Source organism: Bradyrhizobium sp. OK095, from assembly GCF_900109945.1.
In the GTDB taxonomy this organism is placed as follows: Bacteria; Pseudomonadota; Alphaproteobacteria; order Rhizobiales; family Xanthobacteraceae; genus Bradyrhizobium.
Genome location: NZ_FOBX01000005.1, coordinates 63,100 through 80,421, shown reverse-complemented (window position 1 = coordinate 80,421; position 17,322 = coordinate 63,100). Strand labels below are relative to the sequence as shown.

The following is a 17,322-nucleotide window of genomic DNA, read 5'->3' as shown; positions in this document are numbered from 1 at the left end:
CGCGGTGCACATGCGCGCCCACGCCGCAGTGCGGCATCACTCGTGTGAGGAGGTGCGGGCCCCTAGCGCTTGCGCTCGGGACCGCAGACGGTGCCCTTCTCGACCATCGCGTCGATCTCGGCCTTGGAGTACCCGAACTCGCCCAGCACCTCCTGGGCGTGCTCACTGAATTTCGGCGGCAGCCGGCGCAGGCTCGGCTTGCTGCGGTCGAGCCGGATCGGCGAGGCCACGCCCTTGTACCAATCCTTCTCGATAATATCGCCGCGGGCGATGGTGTGCGGGTTCTGCAACGCCTGGTCGATCTTCTGCACGGGACCTGCGGGCAGGCCTGCCGCGAGCAGGCGATTGCACAGCGGCTCGGCCTCGTGCTGGCTGAACACGGCGGCAAGCTCTGCGCGCAGGGCCTCGCGATTGGCGATGCGGTCCTTGTTGCGGGCGAAACGTGAATCGGTCCCGAGTTCGGGCTTGCCGATCTCCTTGGCAAGCTTGCGGAAGGTGCCGTCATTGCCGACGCCGATGAAGATGTTGTCGGTCTTGGTCGGAAAGATCGCGTAAGGAACGAGGTTCGGATGCTCGTTGCCGGTCAGCGACGGCGGCTTGCCATGCATGAAATAATTCGCGGTGTGCGGATGCATGATGGCGAGACCGGTTTCGTACAGCGTCGTCTCGAGGAACTGGCCTTTGCCGGAGCGCTGCCGCTCCGACAGCGCCATCAGGATGCCGATTGCTGCATAGAGGCCGGTGCCGATGTCGACCAAGGGCACGCCGATCCGCATCGGCCCGCTCTCCGGCGAGCCGGTCGCCGCGATCATGCCGGTCATGGCCTGGATGATGGCGTCATAGCCGGGATTGCCGCCGCGCGGACCGTCGGCGCCGAAGCCGCAGATCCGGCAATGCACGAGGCGCGGAAACTTCTTGCTCAGCACGTCATTGCCGATGCCCCATTTCTCCAGCGTGCCCGGCTTGAAATTCTCGATCAGGACGTCGGCTGTCTCCAGCATCTTCAGCAGCACCACGCGGCCGCCCTCGGAGGCGAGGTCGAGGCCGATTGAGCGCTTGTTGCGGTTGATGCCGATGAAATAGGCGGCGTCTTCGTCGTGGAAGGGAGGGCCCCAGTCGCGCACCTCGTCGCCGGCGGGCGGCTCGACCTTGATCACGTCGGCGCCGTGGTCGGCGAGGATCTGGGTGCAGTAGGGACCACCGAGCACGCGCGTGAGATCGATGACGCGCAGCCCGTTCATTGCGCCCAATGCTGCTCCAGAACTGGCGGCTTCAGTCATGCCTTCGCTTCCCCTGTGTCGATCATTTGATCACAGGCCTAGCGAGGTTTTTTTGCGCCCGCAATGGTCTGCCGGGTAGGGCCGCATGCACTGCGGAAGCGGCCGGCCCGAGGGGGATCCCGGGCCAGCCAATCCGCCGTTGGATCAGACGACCGTCAGGCGAACGTCGACATTGCCGCGCGTGGCATTGGAGTACGGACACACTTGGTGGGCCTTCTCGACCAGCGCCTCGGCTTCCGCACGGGCCAAGCCCGGCAGCGAGACGGCGAGATCGATCTCGAGACCGAAGCCGCCGGCCGCGCGCGGGCCGATGCCGACGGTCGAGGTGACGGAGGCGTCGGCGGGGACCTTGGGGCCGCCCTGCGAGGACACGAACTTCATCGCGCCGATGAAGCAGGCGGCGTAGCCGGCCGCGAACAGCTGCTCGGGATTGTTGCCGGCGCCGCCGCCACCACCGAGTTCCTTCGGCGTGGTGAGCTTGACGTCGAGTGCGCCGTCGAGGGTCGCAGCATGGCCGTCACGGCCGCCGGTGGCTTTTGCGCTGGTCTTGTAGAGGACGTTCACGGACATTTTCGTCTCCTCGGGTGTTCCGGTTGGGGTGCGCTCTGTATCGCAGGCAATTAGATTGTGCGCAATTGAAATTTGCATGCCTCACATTTAATTGTTCGCAATTGAATCTGGCGCCGGCCGGCCCCAGAATGAGGTCTAGCTCGTGAGATTCCTGATGCCCCGGAAATTATCGACCCTGGATCCGCAACGCCTCGACAACCAGATCTGCTTCGCGGTCTATTCGGCCGCGCATGCCTTCAACCGCGTCTACAAGCCGCTGCTGGACCGGCTCGGCCTGACCTATCCGCAATATCTGGTCATGCTGGTGCTGTGGGAGCGCGACGACGTTCCGGTCAAGGACATCGGCGAAAGGCTATTCCTGGATTCGGGCACGCTGACACCGCTGCTGAAGCGGCTCGAGGCGGCTCATCTCGTCAAGCGCACGCGCTCGAGCGAGGACGAACGCCAGGTACTGATCGCGCTGACGCCGCAGGGCCACGCGCTGAAGGAGAAAGCGCGCAGCGTGCCGCCGTCGATCCTGGCGGCGTCGGATTGTTCGGTGTCCGAGCTGGTGGCGATGAAAGACGAGATCGTCGCGTTGCGCGACCGGCTCAATGCGGTGATCGGGGAGTAGGGGATTCTCTAGAGCCCGGCTTCGCCCTTCGGGCTCTGCGCGGCTGCGCCACGCGTAGCCCGAAGGGCGAAGCGTGGTGGAGCCAGGCGGGATCGAACCGCCGACCTCTTGCATGCCATGCAAGCGCTCTCCCAGCTGAGCTATGGCCCCGTAGTCCTTAAATGGAACGATCCTGGTGGATCACTCCAGACCGGCGAGCCTGGTGACTCGCGCGGTGCACCCTTTTTCACAGATCAGGGCTGATCTCAAGTCTCTTCATCGCCCCCGACATCACCAATGATGTCCGTGACGTCCTCATCGCCCTCTTCGTCGTCGGCAATGAAGGTCGAATCATCGTCATCGTCGTCCTCGATGGTCTCGTCGACCTCGATATCGTCCTCCGATTCGGGCACGACGGCTTTGACCTTGCCGCTGTTCTCCTCGGCATCGGCCTCCTCAAGCGAGACCTCCTCGACCTCGGCCGGCTCCGGCGTCGTGTCGGCGGCGGCGGCCGCGGCATGACGGGCTTCGGCGCCACGAGGCACGCGGGCCGGGGCGATGGGCGCGATCGGCACGACTTCGCCGCTATAGGGCGAGATCACCGGAGTCTTGTTGAGGTCATAGAACTTCTTGCCCGTAGTCGGGCAAATACGTTTGGTTCCGAGTTCGGACTTGGCCACGGTGAAGGAATCCTGGGAATGTCTGAAAAGCGGTGTTTCACTTGGCTAGTTGGCGGCCCGCTGTCAATAGCGCATTACGGGAGAACGACATGCCCGTGACGGCGGGAAGCCCATGTGGTACCTGCCCGCGAGCCCAAAAGGCACATCCAAGGACACAATCTTGACCCATTCCGACAAGCCGACGCCGCTTCAGTCGCGCGCAAGCGGTCCCCTGACCGGGAAAGTACGGGTGCCCGGGGACAAGTCGATTTCCCACCGCGCCCTCATCCTCGGCGCGCTTGCGGTTGGCGAGACCAGGATTTCGGGCCTGCTGGAGGGCGAGGACGTCCTCAACACCGCCAAATCCATGCAGGCACTGGGCGCGACGGTCGAGCGCACCGGCGATTTCGCCTGGAAGGTGAACGGCGTGGGCGTCGGCGGCTTTGCTCCGCCCAAGGCTGCGCTGGATTTCGGCAATTCCGGCACCGGCTGCCGGCTGGTCATGGGCGCCGTCGCCGGCTGCCCGATCTCGGCGGTGTTCGACGGCGATTCCTCGCTGCGCAGCCGCCCGATGCGCCGGATCCTCGATCCGCTGGAAAAGATGGGCGCGAAGGTCGTCTCGGGCGGCGAGGGCGGCCGTCTGCCGCTGACCGTCCAGGGCGCACGCGATCCGCTGCCGATCACCTACAAGACGCCGGTCGCCTCGGCGCAGATCAAGTCGGCCGTGCTGCTGGCGGGGCTCGCCGCGCCGGGCACCACGACCGTGATCGAGAGCGAGGCCAGTCGCGACCATACCGAGCTGATGTTGAAGCATTTTGGTGCCGAGATCACCTCGACGCAGGAAGGTCAGCACGGTCGCCGTATCATGCTCAAAGGCCAGCCCGAACTGCATGGCGCCAATGTCGTTGTGCCCGCCGATCCCTCCTCGGCGGCGTTCCCGATCGTTGCCGCGCTGATCGTCGAGGGCTCGGATGTCGTCCTGTCCGATGTCATGACCAATCCGCTGCGCACAGGGCTGTTCACGACGCTGCGTGAAATGGGCGCCTCGATCGAGGAAAGCGAAGTCCGCGGCGATGCCGGCGAGCCGATGGCGCAGCTGCGCGTGCGCGCATCAAAGCTGCGCGGCGTCGAGGTGCCGCCGGAGCGCGCGCCATCGATGATCGACGAATATCTGGTGCTGGCGGTGGCGGCCTCCTTCGCCGAAGGCACCACCATCATGCGCGGCCTGCAGGAGCTGCGCGTCAAGGAATCTGATCGGCTCGAAGCCACCGCCGAGATGCTCCGCGTCAACGGCGTGAAGGTCGAAGTCTCCGGTGACGATCTCATCGTCGAAGGCCGCGGCCACGTCCCCGGCGGCGGCACCGTCGCCACCCACATGGATCATCGCATCGCGATGTCCGCGCTGGTGATGGGTTGCGCCTCCGACCAGCCCGTAACCGTCGACGACACCGCCTTCATCGCCACCAGCTTTCCGGACTTCATTCCGATGATGCGTTCGCTGGGGGCCGAGTTTTCATGAGGCCGCGGCCATGAGCGCAGCCTTCGACCGCGACGCCCTGCTGGATGCTTTCGATTCGATCGGCCGTGCTGCGGCCGAAGCTGGAACCAAGCTCCAGATCGCGGTCTATGGTGGCTCCGCCCTCATGCTCGCCAGCAATTTCCGCTTGGCGACCGAGGACGTCGACGTCTCGAAGCTCGAGCATCCGTTGCCGAACTGGCTGGAGAAGACCATCGCCGAAATTGCCGCAAGGAATGGATGGGGCGCCGACTGGTTCAACGATCATGTCGTATTTCATCTCAGTCCACTGGCTGACCGTGCGGCGGATCATCTCGAATTCGGCACTTTTCCGCGGGACGGCACGCCGCCGGGGCTTGAGGTTTCGGTGCCCTCCGCGGCATATCTGCTGGCGCTGAAATTGAAGGCGTTTCGCATCACGGATCCCGTTCGCGGCGAGACGGAGCGGCTGGATATCTTGAACTTGATGAAAGTGGTTGGAATTTCGACCGTCGAGGAAGCCATCGCTCTGCTTGGCCGGTATTTTCCGGTGAGCGCTGCTTCCTCGGAGAAGCAACGCTTCTTACTGAAGAACATGGACCTCGGGGGAGGAGCGGATGCGCCCAAATACCCTCGCTGAAGCCGTCGACCGCATTCGCGCGGGCGCGCCGCAGGACGCGACGCTGGCCGAATTCGTGGACACGTTCGATCTGGCGGGGACGAGCCGGGCTCAATACGCGACGATCGAGGACGAGCCGGCGCTGACGCAGAACGACCGGCTCGATGCGCTGGTCGGCGCGATCGCCGAATATCTGGCAAAACAACGTCGTCTCGGCCGGGTGCCATCATGGGTTTGCGATCCGGCGCGGCGCCTTGCCGAACCATGGTTCACCGCGTCCTCGCCCTCCGACGCGATGCGCGAATATCTCACTTTTGCGAGTCCCGCGGAGTTCGCGTCTCGCAACATATTTACCGAAGAGCGCCCCCTGCGACGCGCCCGCGGGCCCCAGACAGTCAAGGTTTGAGTGACATGATTATCGCGATCGACGGGCCCGCGGCTTCGGGCAAGGGGACGCTCGGCAAGCGGCTCGCCCATCATTACGGCTATCGTCATCTCGATACCGGCGTGATCTATCGTGCGGTGGCGTACGCCCTGATGCAGTCCGGTCATGATCTCCGGGACGAGGCGGCGGCAGTCGCCGCGGCGCAGGAACTCGATCCCGAAAAGTTCGGCAATCCTGCGCTGAAGACGCAAGCCGCCGGCGAGGGCGCCTCGATCGTCTCGGCGATCCCCAGGGTCCGCGAAGCCCTGCTCAATTTCCAGCGGCAATTCGCCGCCGATCCGCCGGGGGCCGTCCTGGACGGCCGGGACATTGGAACCGTGATCTGCCCCGATGCCGACGTGAAGATTTTTGTCGTCGCCGATCCCAGGGTCCGCGCCCACCGCCGGACCATGGAGGCCAAGGCGCGGGGTGAGGAGGCGGATGAGGCGGCCGTGCTGGCCGACATCATCCGGCGCGACGAACGCGACAAGAACCGGCCGATTGCGCCCCTGAAACCGGCCGCGGATGCTTACTTGCTAGATAACTCCCAACTGGATATAGAAGGCGGCGTCCGGGCCGCCATCGACATTATCGAGGCCGTCCGAGCGGGCCGGTCGCGGGGTTAAGCCGCTGCCGTCATTGGAGGAAGCGCCCGCTCCCGCTCTTTGAGGTCGATACCCCGATCCCCTGCTTGGGACCGGCGCGATCCAGGCTCCGGACACAGAATCCACGTATCGAATGCGCGGGCCTCAGCCGGCCCGCTTCCGCTGTTCCGGCTCCAGGCCGGAGCAACGAGCGGTCGCTCGAAGGTCTTGCGGACCTTCCGACACTGCGCGTGCGATACGCCCTTTAAACCCAACGGCCGGCACGACATCCGCAACTGGAGAACAAATGGCTTCGACTTCTGCTGATACCTATAGCCCGTCGCGCGACGATTTCGCCGCGATGCTCGACGAGTCCTTCGCAGGTGGCAGCCTGCAGGAGAGCTCCGTCGTCAAGGGCACGGTGGTCGCTATCGAAAAGGACATGGCCGTCATCGACGTCGGCCTGAAGACCGAAGGTCGCGTCGCGCTGCGCGAATTTTCCGGCCCAGGCCGTGAAAGCGAGATCAAGGTCGGCGACGTGGTCGAAGTGTTCCTCGATCGCATCGAGAACGCCCTCGGCGAAGCCGTGCTGTCGCGCGACAAGGCGCGCCGCGAAGAGAGCTGGGGCAAGCTCGAGAAGGCCTTCCAGAACAACGAGAAGGTCAACGGCGTCATCTTCAACCAGGTCAAGGGCGGCTTCACCGTCGACCTCGACGGTGCCGTGGCCTTCCTGCCGCGCTCGCAGGTCGACATTCGTCCGATCCGCGACGTTGCGCCGCTGATGAACAATTCGCAGCCGTTCCAGATCCTCAAGATGGACCGCCGCCGCGGCAACATCGTGGTGTCGCGCCGCACGGTTCTCGAAGAGACCCGCGCCGAGCAGCGCCAGGAGCTGGTGCAGAACCTCGAAGAGGGTCAGGTCATCGACGGCGTGGTCAAGAACATCACCGATTACGGTGCGTTCGTTGATCTCGGCGGCATCGACGGCCTGCTGCACGTCACCGACATCGCGTGGCGCCGCGTCAACCACCCGACCGAGGTGCTCTCGATCGGCCAGACCGTGAAGGTCAAGATCATCAAGATCAACCACGAGACGCACCGCATCTCGCTGGGCATGAAGCAGCTGCTGGACGATCCGTGGCAGGGCATCGAAGCCAAGTACCCGCTGGGTTCGCGCTTCACCGGCCGTGTCACCAACATCACCGACTACGGTGCGTTCGTCGAGCTCGAGCCGGGCATCGAAGGCCTGATCCACGTCTCCGAGATGTCGTGGACCAAGAAGAACATGCACCCCGGCAAGATCGTGTCGACCTCGCAGGAAGTCGACGTGCAGGTGCTCGAAGTCGATTCCGTCAAGCGCCGCATCTCGCTCGGCCTCAAGCAGACCATGCGCAATCCCTGGGAGGTCTTCGTCGAAGGTCACCCGACCGGTTCGACCGTCGAGGGCGAAGTCAAGAACAAGACCGAGTTTGGTCTGTTCCTGGGTCTCGAAGGCGACGTCGACGGCATGGTCCATCTCTCCGACCTCGACTGGAAGCAGCCGGGCGAGCAGGTGATCGACAATTACAAGAAGGGCGACGTGGTGAAAGCCGTGGTGCTCGATGTGGACGTCGAGAAGGAGCGTATCTCGCTCGGCATCAAGCAGCTCGAAGGCGACCCATTCGCCGAGCCGGGCGATGTCAAGAAGGGCGCGGTCGTGACCTGCGAAGTGCTCGAAGTGAAGGAAAGCGGCATCGAGGTGAAGATCACCGGGACCGACTTCTCGACCTTCATCAAGCGCTCGGAGCTCGCCCGTGACCGCAACGACCAGCGCGCCGAACGCTTCGCCGTCGGCGAGAAGGTCGATGCCCGCGTGATCCAGTTCGACAAGAAGGCCCGCAAGGTCCAGGTGTCGATCAAAGCGCTCGAAGTCGCCGAAGAGAAGGAAGCCATCGCGCAGTACGGCTCCTCCGATTCGGGAGCGACGCTGGGCGACATTCTCGGCACCGCGCTCAAGAACCGCGATAGCAAGTAAGCGAAACGCTTCCTTTCGCTGACATCAAAGCCCCGGCGCAAGCCGGGGCTTTTTTGTTGGGCGCTCCATCAGGGCTATGCGGTCACGGCCTTGTTTTCTTCAAATTGCGCCGGAATTGATGTATCCAGACAAGCCATTGGTCACGTTGTGACGGCACAACGCGCCTGACCTTTTATTTGGAGATATCCCGATGTCGCTCGATTCGGACATCATCGTCGATCGCCGCAGGATCCGCCGCAAGCTGACGTTCTGGCGTGTGTTCGCCGCGCTGATCGCGATCGCGGCGATCGCGGGCTTTGCGCTGGTCGTGACGCCCGGTGCGCGCGGCAGCTTCACATCCGCCGGCTCGATCGCGCGGGTCCAGATCGAGGGCCTGATCCGCAGCGATTCCGATCGCACGCAGGCGCTGGAGCGGCTGGAGAATTCGCAGGCCGCCGCCGTCATCGTCCACATCAACTCGCCGGGCGGCACCACCGCCGGCTCCGAACAGCTCTACGATTCGCTTGTGAGCCTGAAGGCGAAGAAGCCGCTCGTCGTCGTGGTCGAAGGCCTTGCCGCCTCCGGCGGCTACATCACGGCGATTGCCAGCGACCACATCATTGCCCAGCAGAGCTCGCTGGTCGGCTCGATCGGCGTGCTATTCCAGTTTCCCAATTTCACCGACCTCCTGAAGACCGTCGGCGTCAAGGTTGAGGAGGTGAAGTCCACCCCGCTGAAGGCTGCGCCGAACGGTTTTGAGCCGACCAGCCCCGAAGCGCGCGCCGCGCTCGATGCGCTGGTGAAGGATTCCTATGCCTGGTTCAAGGATCTGGTGAAGCAGCGCCGTGGCATGGATGACACGCAGCTCGAAAAAGTCGTCGATGGCCGCGTTTTCACCGGGCGCCAGGCGATCGATCTCAAGCTGATCGATCAGCTCGGCGACGAGAAGACCGCCGTGACCTGGCTGGTCGAGCAGAAGGGCGTCAAGAAGGGTCTCACAGTCCGCGACTACAAGCTTGAGCCGCGCTTCGGCGATCTGCCGTTCCTCAAGACTGCTGCCGTCGTAACGCTGGAAGCGCTTGGTTTAGGCTCGATTGCGCATCAAATCGGACAAACCGGCGTCGCGCAGGCCGTTGATCGGCTTGGAATGGATGGAATGCTGGCCCTGTGGCAGCCGGCTGCGTCAAATTGACGGGAACCGGGCGAGCCCTGGACCTTTTTCCCGTGTGACGGGTAGAGGTGCAGCCCGCTTTTTCGGCAAATGTCACGTATTTTCGAGACGCTCAACCTTCATTTAGCGTCTTGACAGATCACGGTATTTTCACGGAAATGGTCATCCGCACGCTTCCGGGTCCTATCTCTCGATGATCAAATCCGAACTTGTTCAGCGTATCGCCGAGCACAACCCGCATCTGTACCAGCGGGATGTCGAGAACATTGTGAATGCGATTCTCGAAGAGATCGTAGCGGCTCTCGCACGCGGTGATCGCGTCGAGTTGCGCGGCTTCGGTGCCTTCTCGGTCAAGCATCGCCCTGCACGCGCAGGGCGCAATCCACGCACTGGCGCCCATGTGCCCGTCGACCAGAAGAGCGTTCCGTTCTTCAAGACCGGCAAGGAAATGCGCGAGCGGCTGAACCGCGACCATCCGGATCCCGGCGCGCCCGATTAAAGGCCGTCGTCCGGATTTAACCGAACGGCCGCACGATGCGGCCGCCAGCTTGATTCAAGGCGAGCGATCGCGATGCGAAAATTCCTGACCGCGCTGATCGTGATTCCGCTGGCCCTGATCCTGATGACCTTTGCCGTCGCCAACCGGCATGACGTCACGGTTTCCTTCGATCCGTTCATGGCGAACGATCCGGCCCTGTCGCGCACAATGCCACTGTTTTTGCTCCTGATCCTGGTGGCCGCGCTGGGCGTCATCGCGGGCGGCTGCGCCGTCTGGTTCGGCCAGCGGCGCTGGCGGCGCGCGGCGCGCCGGCATGAGGCAGATGCCCGGGCTGCCCGCGGCGAACTGGCCGGCCTGCGGGCCCAGGCGGCTGTGGCGAAGCCCGAGCCCCAGCGCCTTCCCGTCCCCTCCGGGATGGGTCTTTACGGGCCCGCCGGGCGAGACAAGCAGCGCGCGACGTTGTAGAAGCGGCCCCAACCGAAAACCCGTTTCCCGGCCGCAGCTTGCGGCCTTGACCCGCTTTTGAGACCATGTCCTTGCTCGTCAAAATCTGCGGCCTGTCCACGCGCGAGACGCTCGACGTCGCGCTCGACGCTGGCGCAGACATGGTGGGGTTCGTGTTCTTCCCGCCCTCGCCGCGGCATGTGTCGCTGGAGGCAGGCCGTGATCTCGGCCGGCACGCGAAGCGACGCGCGCTCAAGGTCGCGCTGACGGTCGATGCCGACGATGCCACGCTCGACAACATCATGGACGCGCTGTCGCCGGACATCTTCCAGCTGCACGGCAAGGAGAGCGTGGCGCGGCTGCGCGACATCAAGCAGAGATTAGGTCGCCCCGTGATGAAGGCGCTGCCGGTCGAGACCGCAGCCGATCTTGCCGTGCTGCAGGGGTACGCAGCGGTCGCCGACCGCATCCTGTTCGACGCGAGGCCGCCCAAGGACGCGACGCGGCCGGGCGGGCTCGGCGCACCCTTCGATTGGCACCTTCTCGAAAACCTGGAGCTCGGGCTGCCGTATATGGTTTCGGGCGGTCTGCATGCGGGGAACGTCGCCGAAGCCGTTCGCGTCACCCGCGCCGGCGGCGTCGATGTCTCCTCCGGTGTCGAGAGCGCTCCCGGTGTGAAGGATCCGGAGATGATCAAAGCCTTCATTCGCGCCGCGCGCGCCAGTCAAGAGTTGAGCGTCCGATGAACATCGTCAAACCAAACTCCTACCGCAGCGGGCCCGACGAGCGCGGCCATTTCGGCATTTTCGGCGGACGCTTCGTCGCCGAAACCCTGATGCCGCTGATCCTCGATCTGGAGAAAGCCTACACCGCGGCCAAGGCCGATCCAGCCTTCCAGGCCGAGATGAACGGCTATCTCAAGAACTATGTCGGCCGGCCCTCGCCGCTTTATTTCGCCGAGCGTCTCACCGAGCATCTCGGCGGCGCAAAAATCTACCTCAAGCGCGAAGAGCTCAATCACACCGGCTCGCACAAGGTCAACAACGTGCTCGGCCAGATCATGCTGGCGCGGCGCATGGGCAAGAAGCGCATCATTGCCGAGACCGGCGCCGGCCAGCATGGTGTCGCCACCGCGACGCTGTGCGCGCGCTTCGGGCTCGAATGCATCGTCTATATGGGCGCAGTCGACGTCGAGCGGCAGCAGCAGAACGTCATCCGCATGGAGATGCTGGGCGCAACAGTGATGCCGGTGCAGTCGGGCACGCGCACGCTGAAGGACGCCATGAACGAGGCGCTGCGCGACTGGGTCACCAACGTGCACAACACCTTCTATTGCATCGGCACGGTCGCAGGCCCGCATCCCTATCCAATGATGGTGCGCGACTTCCAGTCGATCATCGGCAACGAGACCAAGACGCAGATGCAGGAGGTCGAGGGACGTCTGCCGGATTCGCTGGTCGCCTGCATCGGCGGTGGCTCGAACGCGATGGGCCTGTTTCATCCCTTCCTGGACGATTCCTCCGTCGAGATTTTCGGCGTCGAAGCCGCAGGCCATGGGCTCACGCAGCTGCATGCGGCCTCGATCGCGGGCGGCCGTCCCGGCGTGCTGCACGGCAACCGCACCTATCTCCTGATGGACGCGGACGGGCAGATCACCGACGCGCATTCGATCTCGGCCGGCCTCGACTATCCCGGCATCGGTCCCGAGCATTCCTGGCTGCACGAGATCGGCCGCGTGAACTATCTCTCTGCAACCGATGACGAGGCGCTTGCTGCGTTCCAGCTGCTCTCGAAGCTCGAAGGCATCATTCCCGCGCTCGAGCCCGCGCATGCCATCGCCAAGGTGATGGAGCTCGCACCGAAGCAGGCCAGAGATCACCTGATGGTCGTCAATCTCTCCGGCCGCGGCGACAAGGACGTCCCGCAAGTCGGCGATATCCTGAGGGGCAAGAGCAAGTGACCACGCGTATCGATACCCGTTTCGCTGAGCTGAAGAAAGCGGGCCGCTCGGCCTTCGTCACCTATGTGATGGCCGGCGATCCCGATCTCACGACGTCGCTCAACATCGTCAAGGCGCTGCCGAAGGCAGGCGCCGACGTCATCGAACTCGGCATTCCATTCACCGATCCGATGGCGGATGGTCCCTCGATTCAAGCGGCAGGTCTGCGCGCACTCAAGAACGGCATGACCTTGAAGAAGACGCTGGAACTGGTGCGCGGCTTCCGCAAGGACGACAATTTCACGCCGCTGGTGCTGATGGGCTATTACAATCCGATCTACATCTACGGCGTCGACAAGTTTTTGGCTGATGCCAAGACGGCCGGCGTTGACGGCCTGATTATCGTCGATTTGCCACCGGAGGAAGACGACGAACTCTGCATTCCCGCGCTGAAGGCGGGCCTGAACTTCATTCGCCTCGCGACCCCGACCACCGACGACAAGCGCTTGCCCGCGGTGCTCGCGAACACATCAGGCTTTGTCTATTACGTCTCCATCGCCGGCATCACCGGTGCAGCGGCGGCGGACGCGAATGCCGTCGGGGAAGCTGTCGCGCGCATCAAGCGGCATACCAAGCTGCCGATATGCGTTGGTTTTGGCATCCGCACGCCGGAGGCGGCACGCGCCATTGCCGAGAAGGCCGATGGTTCGGTGGTCGGCACCGCGCTGGTCGATGCGCTCAAGAACAGTCTCGACGCGGAAGGGCGCGCGACCGCCAAAACCGTTAACGCCGTCGCTGAGCTGACGGCGGCCTTGGCCCAGGGCGTCAAGGGCGCGCAACAGGCGGCTGAATAGGCCATAATTCCGCTTCTCGGGCGGGCGACACGGCGGCTTGCCGGGCGAAGGCCCGGCCGCCATATATTCCTTCAGGCGGTCCCCAGCGGGTTCGCTATTCTTGTTTTGACGCGTTTTCTTACCGCGAACCGGAATCCACTTCGCTTGAAAACGCTCTGATCGGAGCAAACCATGAACTGGCTTACCAATGTGGTCCGGCCGAAGATCCGCAACATGCTGCGGCGGGAGACGCCGGAGAATCTGTGGATCAAGTGCCCGGATTCCGGACAGCTCGTGTTCTACAAGGACGTCGAGGCCAACCAGTTCGTCATCCCCGGCTCGAACTACCACATGCGCATGGGCGCGGTGGCGCGTCTGAAGTCGATCTTCGACAACGAAACCTGGTTCGACGTCGCCCTGCCCGACGTCACGCCCGATCCGCTCAAGTTTCGCGATGAAAAGAAATACGTCGACCGCATCAAGGATGCCCGCGCGCGGACCAACCTCAACGATGCGGTCAAGGTCGGCTATGGCAGGCTCGAAGGCGCTGCCGTCGTCATTGCCGTGCAGGATTTCGATTTCATGGGCGGCTCGCTCGGCATGGCCGCCGGTGAGGCTCTCGTGCGCGGGCTTGAGCTTGCGGTCGAGAAGAAGTCGCCGTTCATCGTGTTCGCGGCCAGCGGCGGCGCGCGCATGCAGGAAGGCATTTTATCGCTGATGCAGATGCCGCGCACCACCGTCGGTGTGCAGATGCTGCGCGAGGCCAAGCAGCCCTACATCGTCGTGCTGACCAACCCGACCACCGGCGGCGTCACCGCATCCTACGCGATGCTCGGCGACGTGCAGATCGCCGAACCGGGCGCGCTGATCGGTTTTGCCGGCGCGCGCGTGATCGAGCAGACCATCCGCGAAAAGCTCCCCGAAGGTTTTCAACGCGCCGAGTATCTGAAAGACCACGGCATGGTCGACATGGTCGTGCATCGCCACGATCTACGCCCGACGCTGGCGCGGCTCTGCCGTCTGCTGACCAGGTCGCCGGCGCAGGAGGGCGCATCGAAATCGGTGCAGCCGGTCGCCAGCCCGGCGCAGATCGTATCGGCCGCCGAGACGGCGCCGGCTGCGCCGCACGCGTGAACGCGCCGTCTGACAGCGCAAAGCCGCCGCTCGGTGAATTGATCGGGCGGCTGTCGGCCCTGCATCAGAAGCGCATCGATCTCGGGCTGGAGCGGATGCACCGCCTGCTCGAGCGGCTCGGCCACCCCGAAAGCAAGCTGCCGCCGGTGATCCACGTCGCCGGCACCAACGGCAAGGGGTCGACCGTTGCCTATCTGCGCGCGACGCTGGAAGCCGCCGGCCTGCGCGTGCACGCCTACACCTCGCCCTATCTGGTCCGCATCAACGAATGCTTCCGGATCGGCCGCGTGGGCGGCGGCGTGCTCGTTGGCGACGACGAGTTGTACGCTGCGCTGGAAGAGGTCGAGCGCGTCAATGCCGGCGAAGCCGCGACCGTCTTCGAGCTGAAGACCGCGGCTGCGTTCCATCTGTTCGCGCAGAACCCGGCCGATGCGGTGCTGCTCGAAGTCGGCCTCGGCGGCCGGCTCGATTCGACCAACGTGGTCGATATCCCGGCGGCCTGCGTGATCACGCCTGTCAGCATGGACCACATGGATTTTCTTGGGGACACGCTGACGTCGATCGCCGGCGAGAAGGCCGCGATCATCAAGCGCGGCGTGCCCGTGATTTGTGCGGAACAGACGGGCGAGGCGATGGCCGTGATCGAGGCGCAGGCCAAGCGCATGCGCGCGCCGTTGTTTGCGGCGAACGAGAGCTGGCACGTCAATGTCGAGCACGGGCGTCTGGTTTATTCGGACGATCGCGGCCTGATGGATCTCACCGCGCCGCGCCTGTTCGGCCGTCACCAGTTCGACAATGCCGGACTTGCGATCGCGACGCTGCGCGCGATTCCGACGTTCAAGATCAACCAGGCGGCATTCGAGGCCGGCATCGTCGGCGCTGAATGGCCGGCGCGGATGCAGCGCATCACTTCGGGCGAGTTGCTCGCTTTCGGGCCGCAGGGCTCGGAGATCTGGCTCGACGGCGGGCATAATGCGGAAGGCGGCCGCGTTGCGGCGGCGGCCCTCGGCGATCTCGAAGAGCGGGTGTCGCGGCCGCTGGTGGTGATTGCGGGCATGATGGCCAACAAGGACGCGCAAGCCTTTCTCGCCAATTTCGCCGGCCTCACCCGTCACATCATCGCGGTGCCCATCCCCGACACCGAGGCCGCGATGCCGGTCGATCGCTTGGCGGATGCCGCGCGCAGCCTCGGCATGCGGGTCGAGATAGCCCCCGGCATCGAGGCAGCGCTGCGCGCCTTGTCGAAGCTCGCATACGAAGTGCCGCCGCGCATTCTGATATCAGGCTCGCTCTATCTCGCCGGCCACGTGCTGGGCCTCAACGGCACGCCTCCTGCATGAACTCTCGTGTCCCGGACAAGCGCAGCGAAGCGGAGCGCTGATCCGGGACCCAGAATGCCGCCACATGGGCCCCGGCTCTGCAGCACACCACTACGTGCTGCGCTGCGTCCGGGGCACGAGAGTGATGAGATTGCCGATGCGTTTTGCCGCGATTGCCGACATCCATGGAAACTACCTCGCGCTGGAGGCGGTGCTTGCCGACATCCGCGCCCTTGGGATCACCGACATCGTCAATCTCGGCGATATGCTGAGTGGTCCGCTCGATGCGCGCCGGACCATCGAGATCCTGATGAAGCTCGATGCCGTGCATGTGCTCGGCAATCACGACCGCTATCTGCTCGACCGTCCCCCGGAGAACATGGGTTCGTGGGATCGTCCCGCCCATGCGCAGCTCAATGAAGCGCAACTCGACTGGCTGCGTGCGCAGCCGATGACGCGCGTGTATCGCGAGCAGGTTTTCCTCTGCCATGCGACGCCCGAGAATGACGAAGTTTATTGGCTGGACACCGTGCATCCCGACGGCACGGTCGCGCTATCGCCGCTCGACCGCATCGAGCAATTCGCCGAAGGCATCACACAGTCCCTGATTCTCTGCGCCCACACCCATCTCGCCCGTGCCGTGCGCTTGCGCGATGGCCGGCTGGTCGTCAATCCCGGCAGCGTCGGCAGCCCCGGCTATCGTGACGTGCATCCGTTCCCGCATGTCGTCGAAGCCGGCACGCCGCACGCGCGTTATGCGATCCTCGAATTGACCGACGGTGCGTGGCAGGTGACGTTCCGCCAGATTTCCTATGACCATGAGACGATGGCCGCGCTCGCACGCCGCAACAATCAGCCGGAGCTTGCGAACGCGCTGGCGACGGGGTGGGTCAAGTAGCCGTATAACCATAAAAAGGGGGGAGCACACCATGGACGACGACAACGTCTGGCGACACGAATACGCCATCGAGACGTCGGCAACCGCCGCGACGATCTGGAGCATCTTTCGCGACGTGCCCGGCTGGAAAAACTGGAACGCGGGGATCGAGCAGATCGACATCGACGGGCCGTTTGCGGCCGGCACCTGGTTCACCATGAAGCCGCCCGGTGAGGAGGCGCTGCGCTCGCAACTGGTCGAGGTTCGCGAGAATGCGTGCTTCGTCGACGAAACCCGGGTTGGAGATCTCGCCATCCTGGTTGCCCATCGCATCGAATCCGTTGGGCCTGCGCGCACACGCGTCGTTTACGCCGTCGATGCCCGAGGGCCGCAGGCGTCCGAGATTGGACCTGCTGTCGCATCGGATTTTCCCGAGGTTCTCGCCAGCCTGGCCAAGCTCGCGGAAGCCAAGTCCGCCGGGAAATAAACCCCGCGCCGGGCTACGCAAAACAAAACGGCCGGCTATTCGCCGGCCGCTGCACAAACTCGGACGTCGCGGATCAGACCGCCGACGTGATCCACTGCTGAAGCTTCGCCTTCGGCGCCGCGCCGACCTGGCGGGAGGCCATCTCGCCGCCCTTGAAGATCATCAGGGTCGGGATCGACATCACGCCATACTTCGACGCGGTCTTCGGGCTCTCGTCGACGTTGAGCTTGACGATCTTGACCTTGTCGCCCATCGCGCCGGCGATCTCGTCGAGCGCGGGTGCGATCATGCGGCAGGGGCCGCACCATTCGGCCCAGAAATCGACGACGACGGGGCCGTCCGCCTTGAGCACTTCGGCTTCGAAGTCGGTGTCAGAAACCTTGCCAACGGCCATGGGAGTACC

At 64.3% G+C, this 17,322-nt stretch carries 20 protein-coding genes and 1 tRNA gene; 16 read left to right on the top strand and 5 right to left on the bottom strand.

All coding sequences use genetic code 11. The features are described from left to right. Positions 1 to 62: 62 nt before the first annotated feature. The gene (locus tag BMW89_RS14675; protein WP_092027495.1) at positions 63 to 1,280 is read right to left on the bottom strand and encodes a CaiB/BaiF CoA transferase family protein; all 1,218 of its coding nucleotides are present in this window, start codon (positions 1,278 to 1,280) and stop codon (positions 63 to 65) included. 144 nt (positions 1,281 to 1,424) lie between these two features. After that, positions 1,425 to 1,850, bottom strand: a complete 426-nt coding sequence (locus tag BMW89_RS14670; RefSeq protein ID WP_092027493.1) for an organic hydroperoxide resistance protein — start codon at positions 1,848 to 1,850, stop codon at positions 1,425 to 1,427. 154 nt (positions 1,851 to 2,004) lie between these two features. On the opposite strand from BMW89_RS14670, the gene BMW89_RS14665 reads away from it, so the two are divergent. Further along, entirely contained in the window at positions 2,005 to 2,463 is a 459-nt protein-coding gene (locus tag BMW89_RS14665; protein WP_092027491.1) for a MarR family winged helix-turn-helix transcriptional regulator, read from the top strand. A gap of 74 nt (positions 2,464 to 2,537) precedes the next feature. Here the strand turns inward: BMW89_RS14665 and BMW89_RS14660 are convergent. Together BMW89_RS14660 and BMW89_RS14655 are read right to left on the bottom strand one after the other, a co-directional pair. Next, a tRNA-Ala gene (locus BMW89_RS14660) sits at positions 2,538 to 2,613 on the bottom strand. Positions 2,614 to 2,708: 95 nt separating this feature from the next. Next, positions 2,709 to 3,122 carry a TIGR02300 family protein gene (locus BMW89_RS14655; RefSeq protein ID WP_092027488.1) on the bottom strand — a complete coding sequence of 138 codons (414 nt, stop codon included), beginning with the start codon at positions 3,120 to 3,122 and terminating at the stop codon, positions 2,709 to 2,711. Positions 3,123 to 3,234: 112 nt separating this feature from the next. Between BMW89_RS14655 and aroA the strand changes: the two genes are divergently transcribed. From aroA to BMW89_RS14580, 15 genes are all read left to right on the top strand, one after another. Then, complete coding sequence (gene aroA, locus BMW89_RS14650; protein ID WP_143062764.1) at positions 3,235 to 4,620, top strand: 3-phosphoshikimate 1-carboxyvinyltransferase; 1,386 nt, start codon at positions 3,235 to 3,237, stop codon at positions 4,618 to 4,620. A 10-nt stretch (positions 4,621 to 4,630) separates the two neighbouring features. Next, a complete protein-coding gene (locus BMW89_RS14645) occupies positions 4,631 to 5,236 on the top strand; it encodes a hypothetical protein (protein WP_092027484.1) in 606 nt (201 codons plus the stop codon). After that, entirely contained in the window at positions 5,214 to 5,621 is a 408-nt protein-coding gene (locus BMW89_RS14640) for a hypothetical protein (protein WP_092027482.1), read from the top strand. Before BMW89_RS14645 ends, BMW89_RS14640 begins: the two co-directional genes overlap by 23 nt. 5 nt (positions 5,622 to 5,626) lie before the next feature. Beyond that, complete coding sequence (gene cmk / locus BMW89_RS14635) at positions 5,627 to 6,265, top strand: (d)CMP kinase (RefSeq protein WP_092027480.1); 639 nt, start codon at positions 5,627 to 5,629, stop codon at positions 6,263 to 6,265. A 265-nt stretch (positions 6,266 to 6,530) separates the two neighbouring features. After that, entirely contained in the window at positions 6,531 to 8,237 is a 1,707-nt protein-coding gene (gene rpsA, locus BMW89_RS14630; RefSeq protein ID WP_092027478.1) for a 30S ribosomal protein S1, read from the top strand. Positions 8,238 to 8,427: 190 nt separating this feature from the next. After that, positions 8,428 to 9,408 (top strand): signal peptide peptidase SppA, encoded by a 981-nt coding sequence (gene sppA, locus BMW89_RS14625; RefSeq protein WP_092027476.1) that lies wholly within the window; start codon positions 8,428 to 8,430, stop codon positions 9,406 to 9,408. A 172-nt stretch (positions 9,409 to 9,580) separates the two neighbouring features. Further along, positions 9,581 to 9,886 carry an integration host factor subunit beta gene (locus BMW89_RS14620; protein ID WP_007598410.1) on the top strand — a complete coding sequence of 102 codons (306 nt, stop codon included), beginning with the start codon at positions 9,581 to 9,583 and terminating at the stop codon, positions 9,884 to 9,886. Between the two features lie 72 nt (positions 9,887 to 9,958). Further along, entirely contained in the window at positions 9,959 to 10,351 is a 393-nt protein-coding gene (locus BMW89_RS14615) for a lipopolysaccharide assembly protein LapA domain-containing protein (RefSeq protein WP_092027474.1), read from the top strand. 65 nt (positions 10,352 to 10,416) lie between these two features. Beyond that, positions 10,417 to 11,076: a phosphoribosylanthranilate isomerase gene (locus BMW89_RS14610; protein ID WP_092027472.1), complete on the top strand. Its 660-nt coding sequence runs from the start codon at positions 10,417 to 10,419 to the stop codon at positions 11,074 to 11,076. Continuing rightward, entirely contained in the window at positions 11,073 to 12,290 is a 1,218-nt protein-coding gene (trpB, locus tag BMW89_RS14605) for a tryptophan synthase subunit beta (RefSeq protein WP_092027470.1), read from the top strand. Before BMW89_RS14610 ends, trpB begins: the two co-directional genes overlap by 4 nt. Further along, on the top strand, positions 12,287 to 13,123 hold the full coding sequence (gene trpA, locus BMW89_RS14600; protein ID WP_092027468.1) for a tryptophan synthase subunit alpha: 837 nt from the start codon (positions 12,287 to 12,289) through the stop codon (positions 13,121 to 13,123). The genes trpB and trpA overlap by 4 nt, the downstream gene beginning before the upstream one ends. Positions 13,124 to 13,294: 171 nt before the next feature. Then, entirely contained in the window at positions 13,295 to 14,236 is a 942-nt protein-coding gene (accD, locus tag BMW89_RS14595; RefSeq protein ID WP_092027466.1) for an acetyl-CoA carboxylase, carboxyltransferase subunit beta, read from the top strand. Next, a complete protein-coding gene (locus tag BMW89_RS14590; RefSeq protein ID WP_092027464.1) occupies positions 14,233 to 15,576 on the top strand; it encodes a bifunctional folylpolyglutamate synthase/dihydrofolate synthase in 1,344 nt (447 codons plus the stop codon). Before accD ends, BMW89_RS14590 begins: the two co-directional genes overlap by 4 nt. A gap of 136 nt (positions 15,577 to 15,712) precedes the next feature. Then, a complete protein-coding gene (locus BMW89_RS14585; protein WP_177196058.1) occupies positions 15,713 to 16,453 on the top strand; it encodes a metallophosphoesterase family protein in 741 nt (246 codons plus the stop codon). Positions 16,454 to 16,484: 31 nt separating this feature from the next. Next, positions 16,485 to 16,919: an SRPBCC family protein gene (locus BMW89_RS14580; RefSeq protein ID WP_092027460.1), complete on the top strand. Its 435-nt coding sequence runs from the start codon at positions 16,485 to 16,487 to the stop codon at positions 16,917 to 16,919. 73 nt (positions 16,920 to 16,992) lie between these two features. On the opposite strand, the gene trxA is transcribed toward BMW89_RS14580, so the two are convergent. Continuing rightward, entirely contained in the window at positions 16,993 to 17,313 is a 321-nt protein-coding gene (trxA, locus tag BMW89_RS14575) for a thioredoxin (protein WP_092027458.1), read from the bottom strand. Positions 17,314 to 17,322 lie beyond the last annotated feature (9 nt).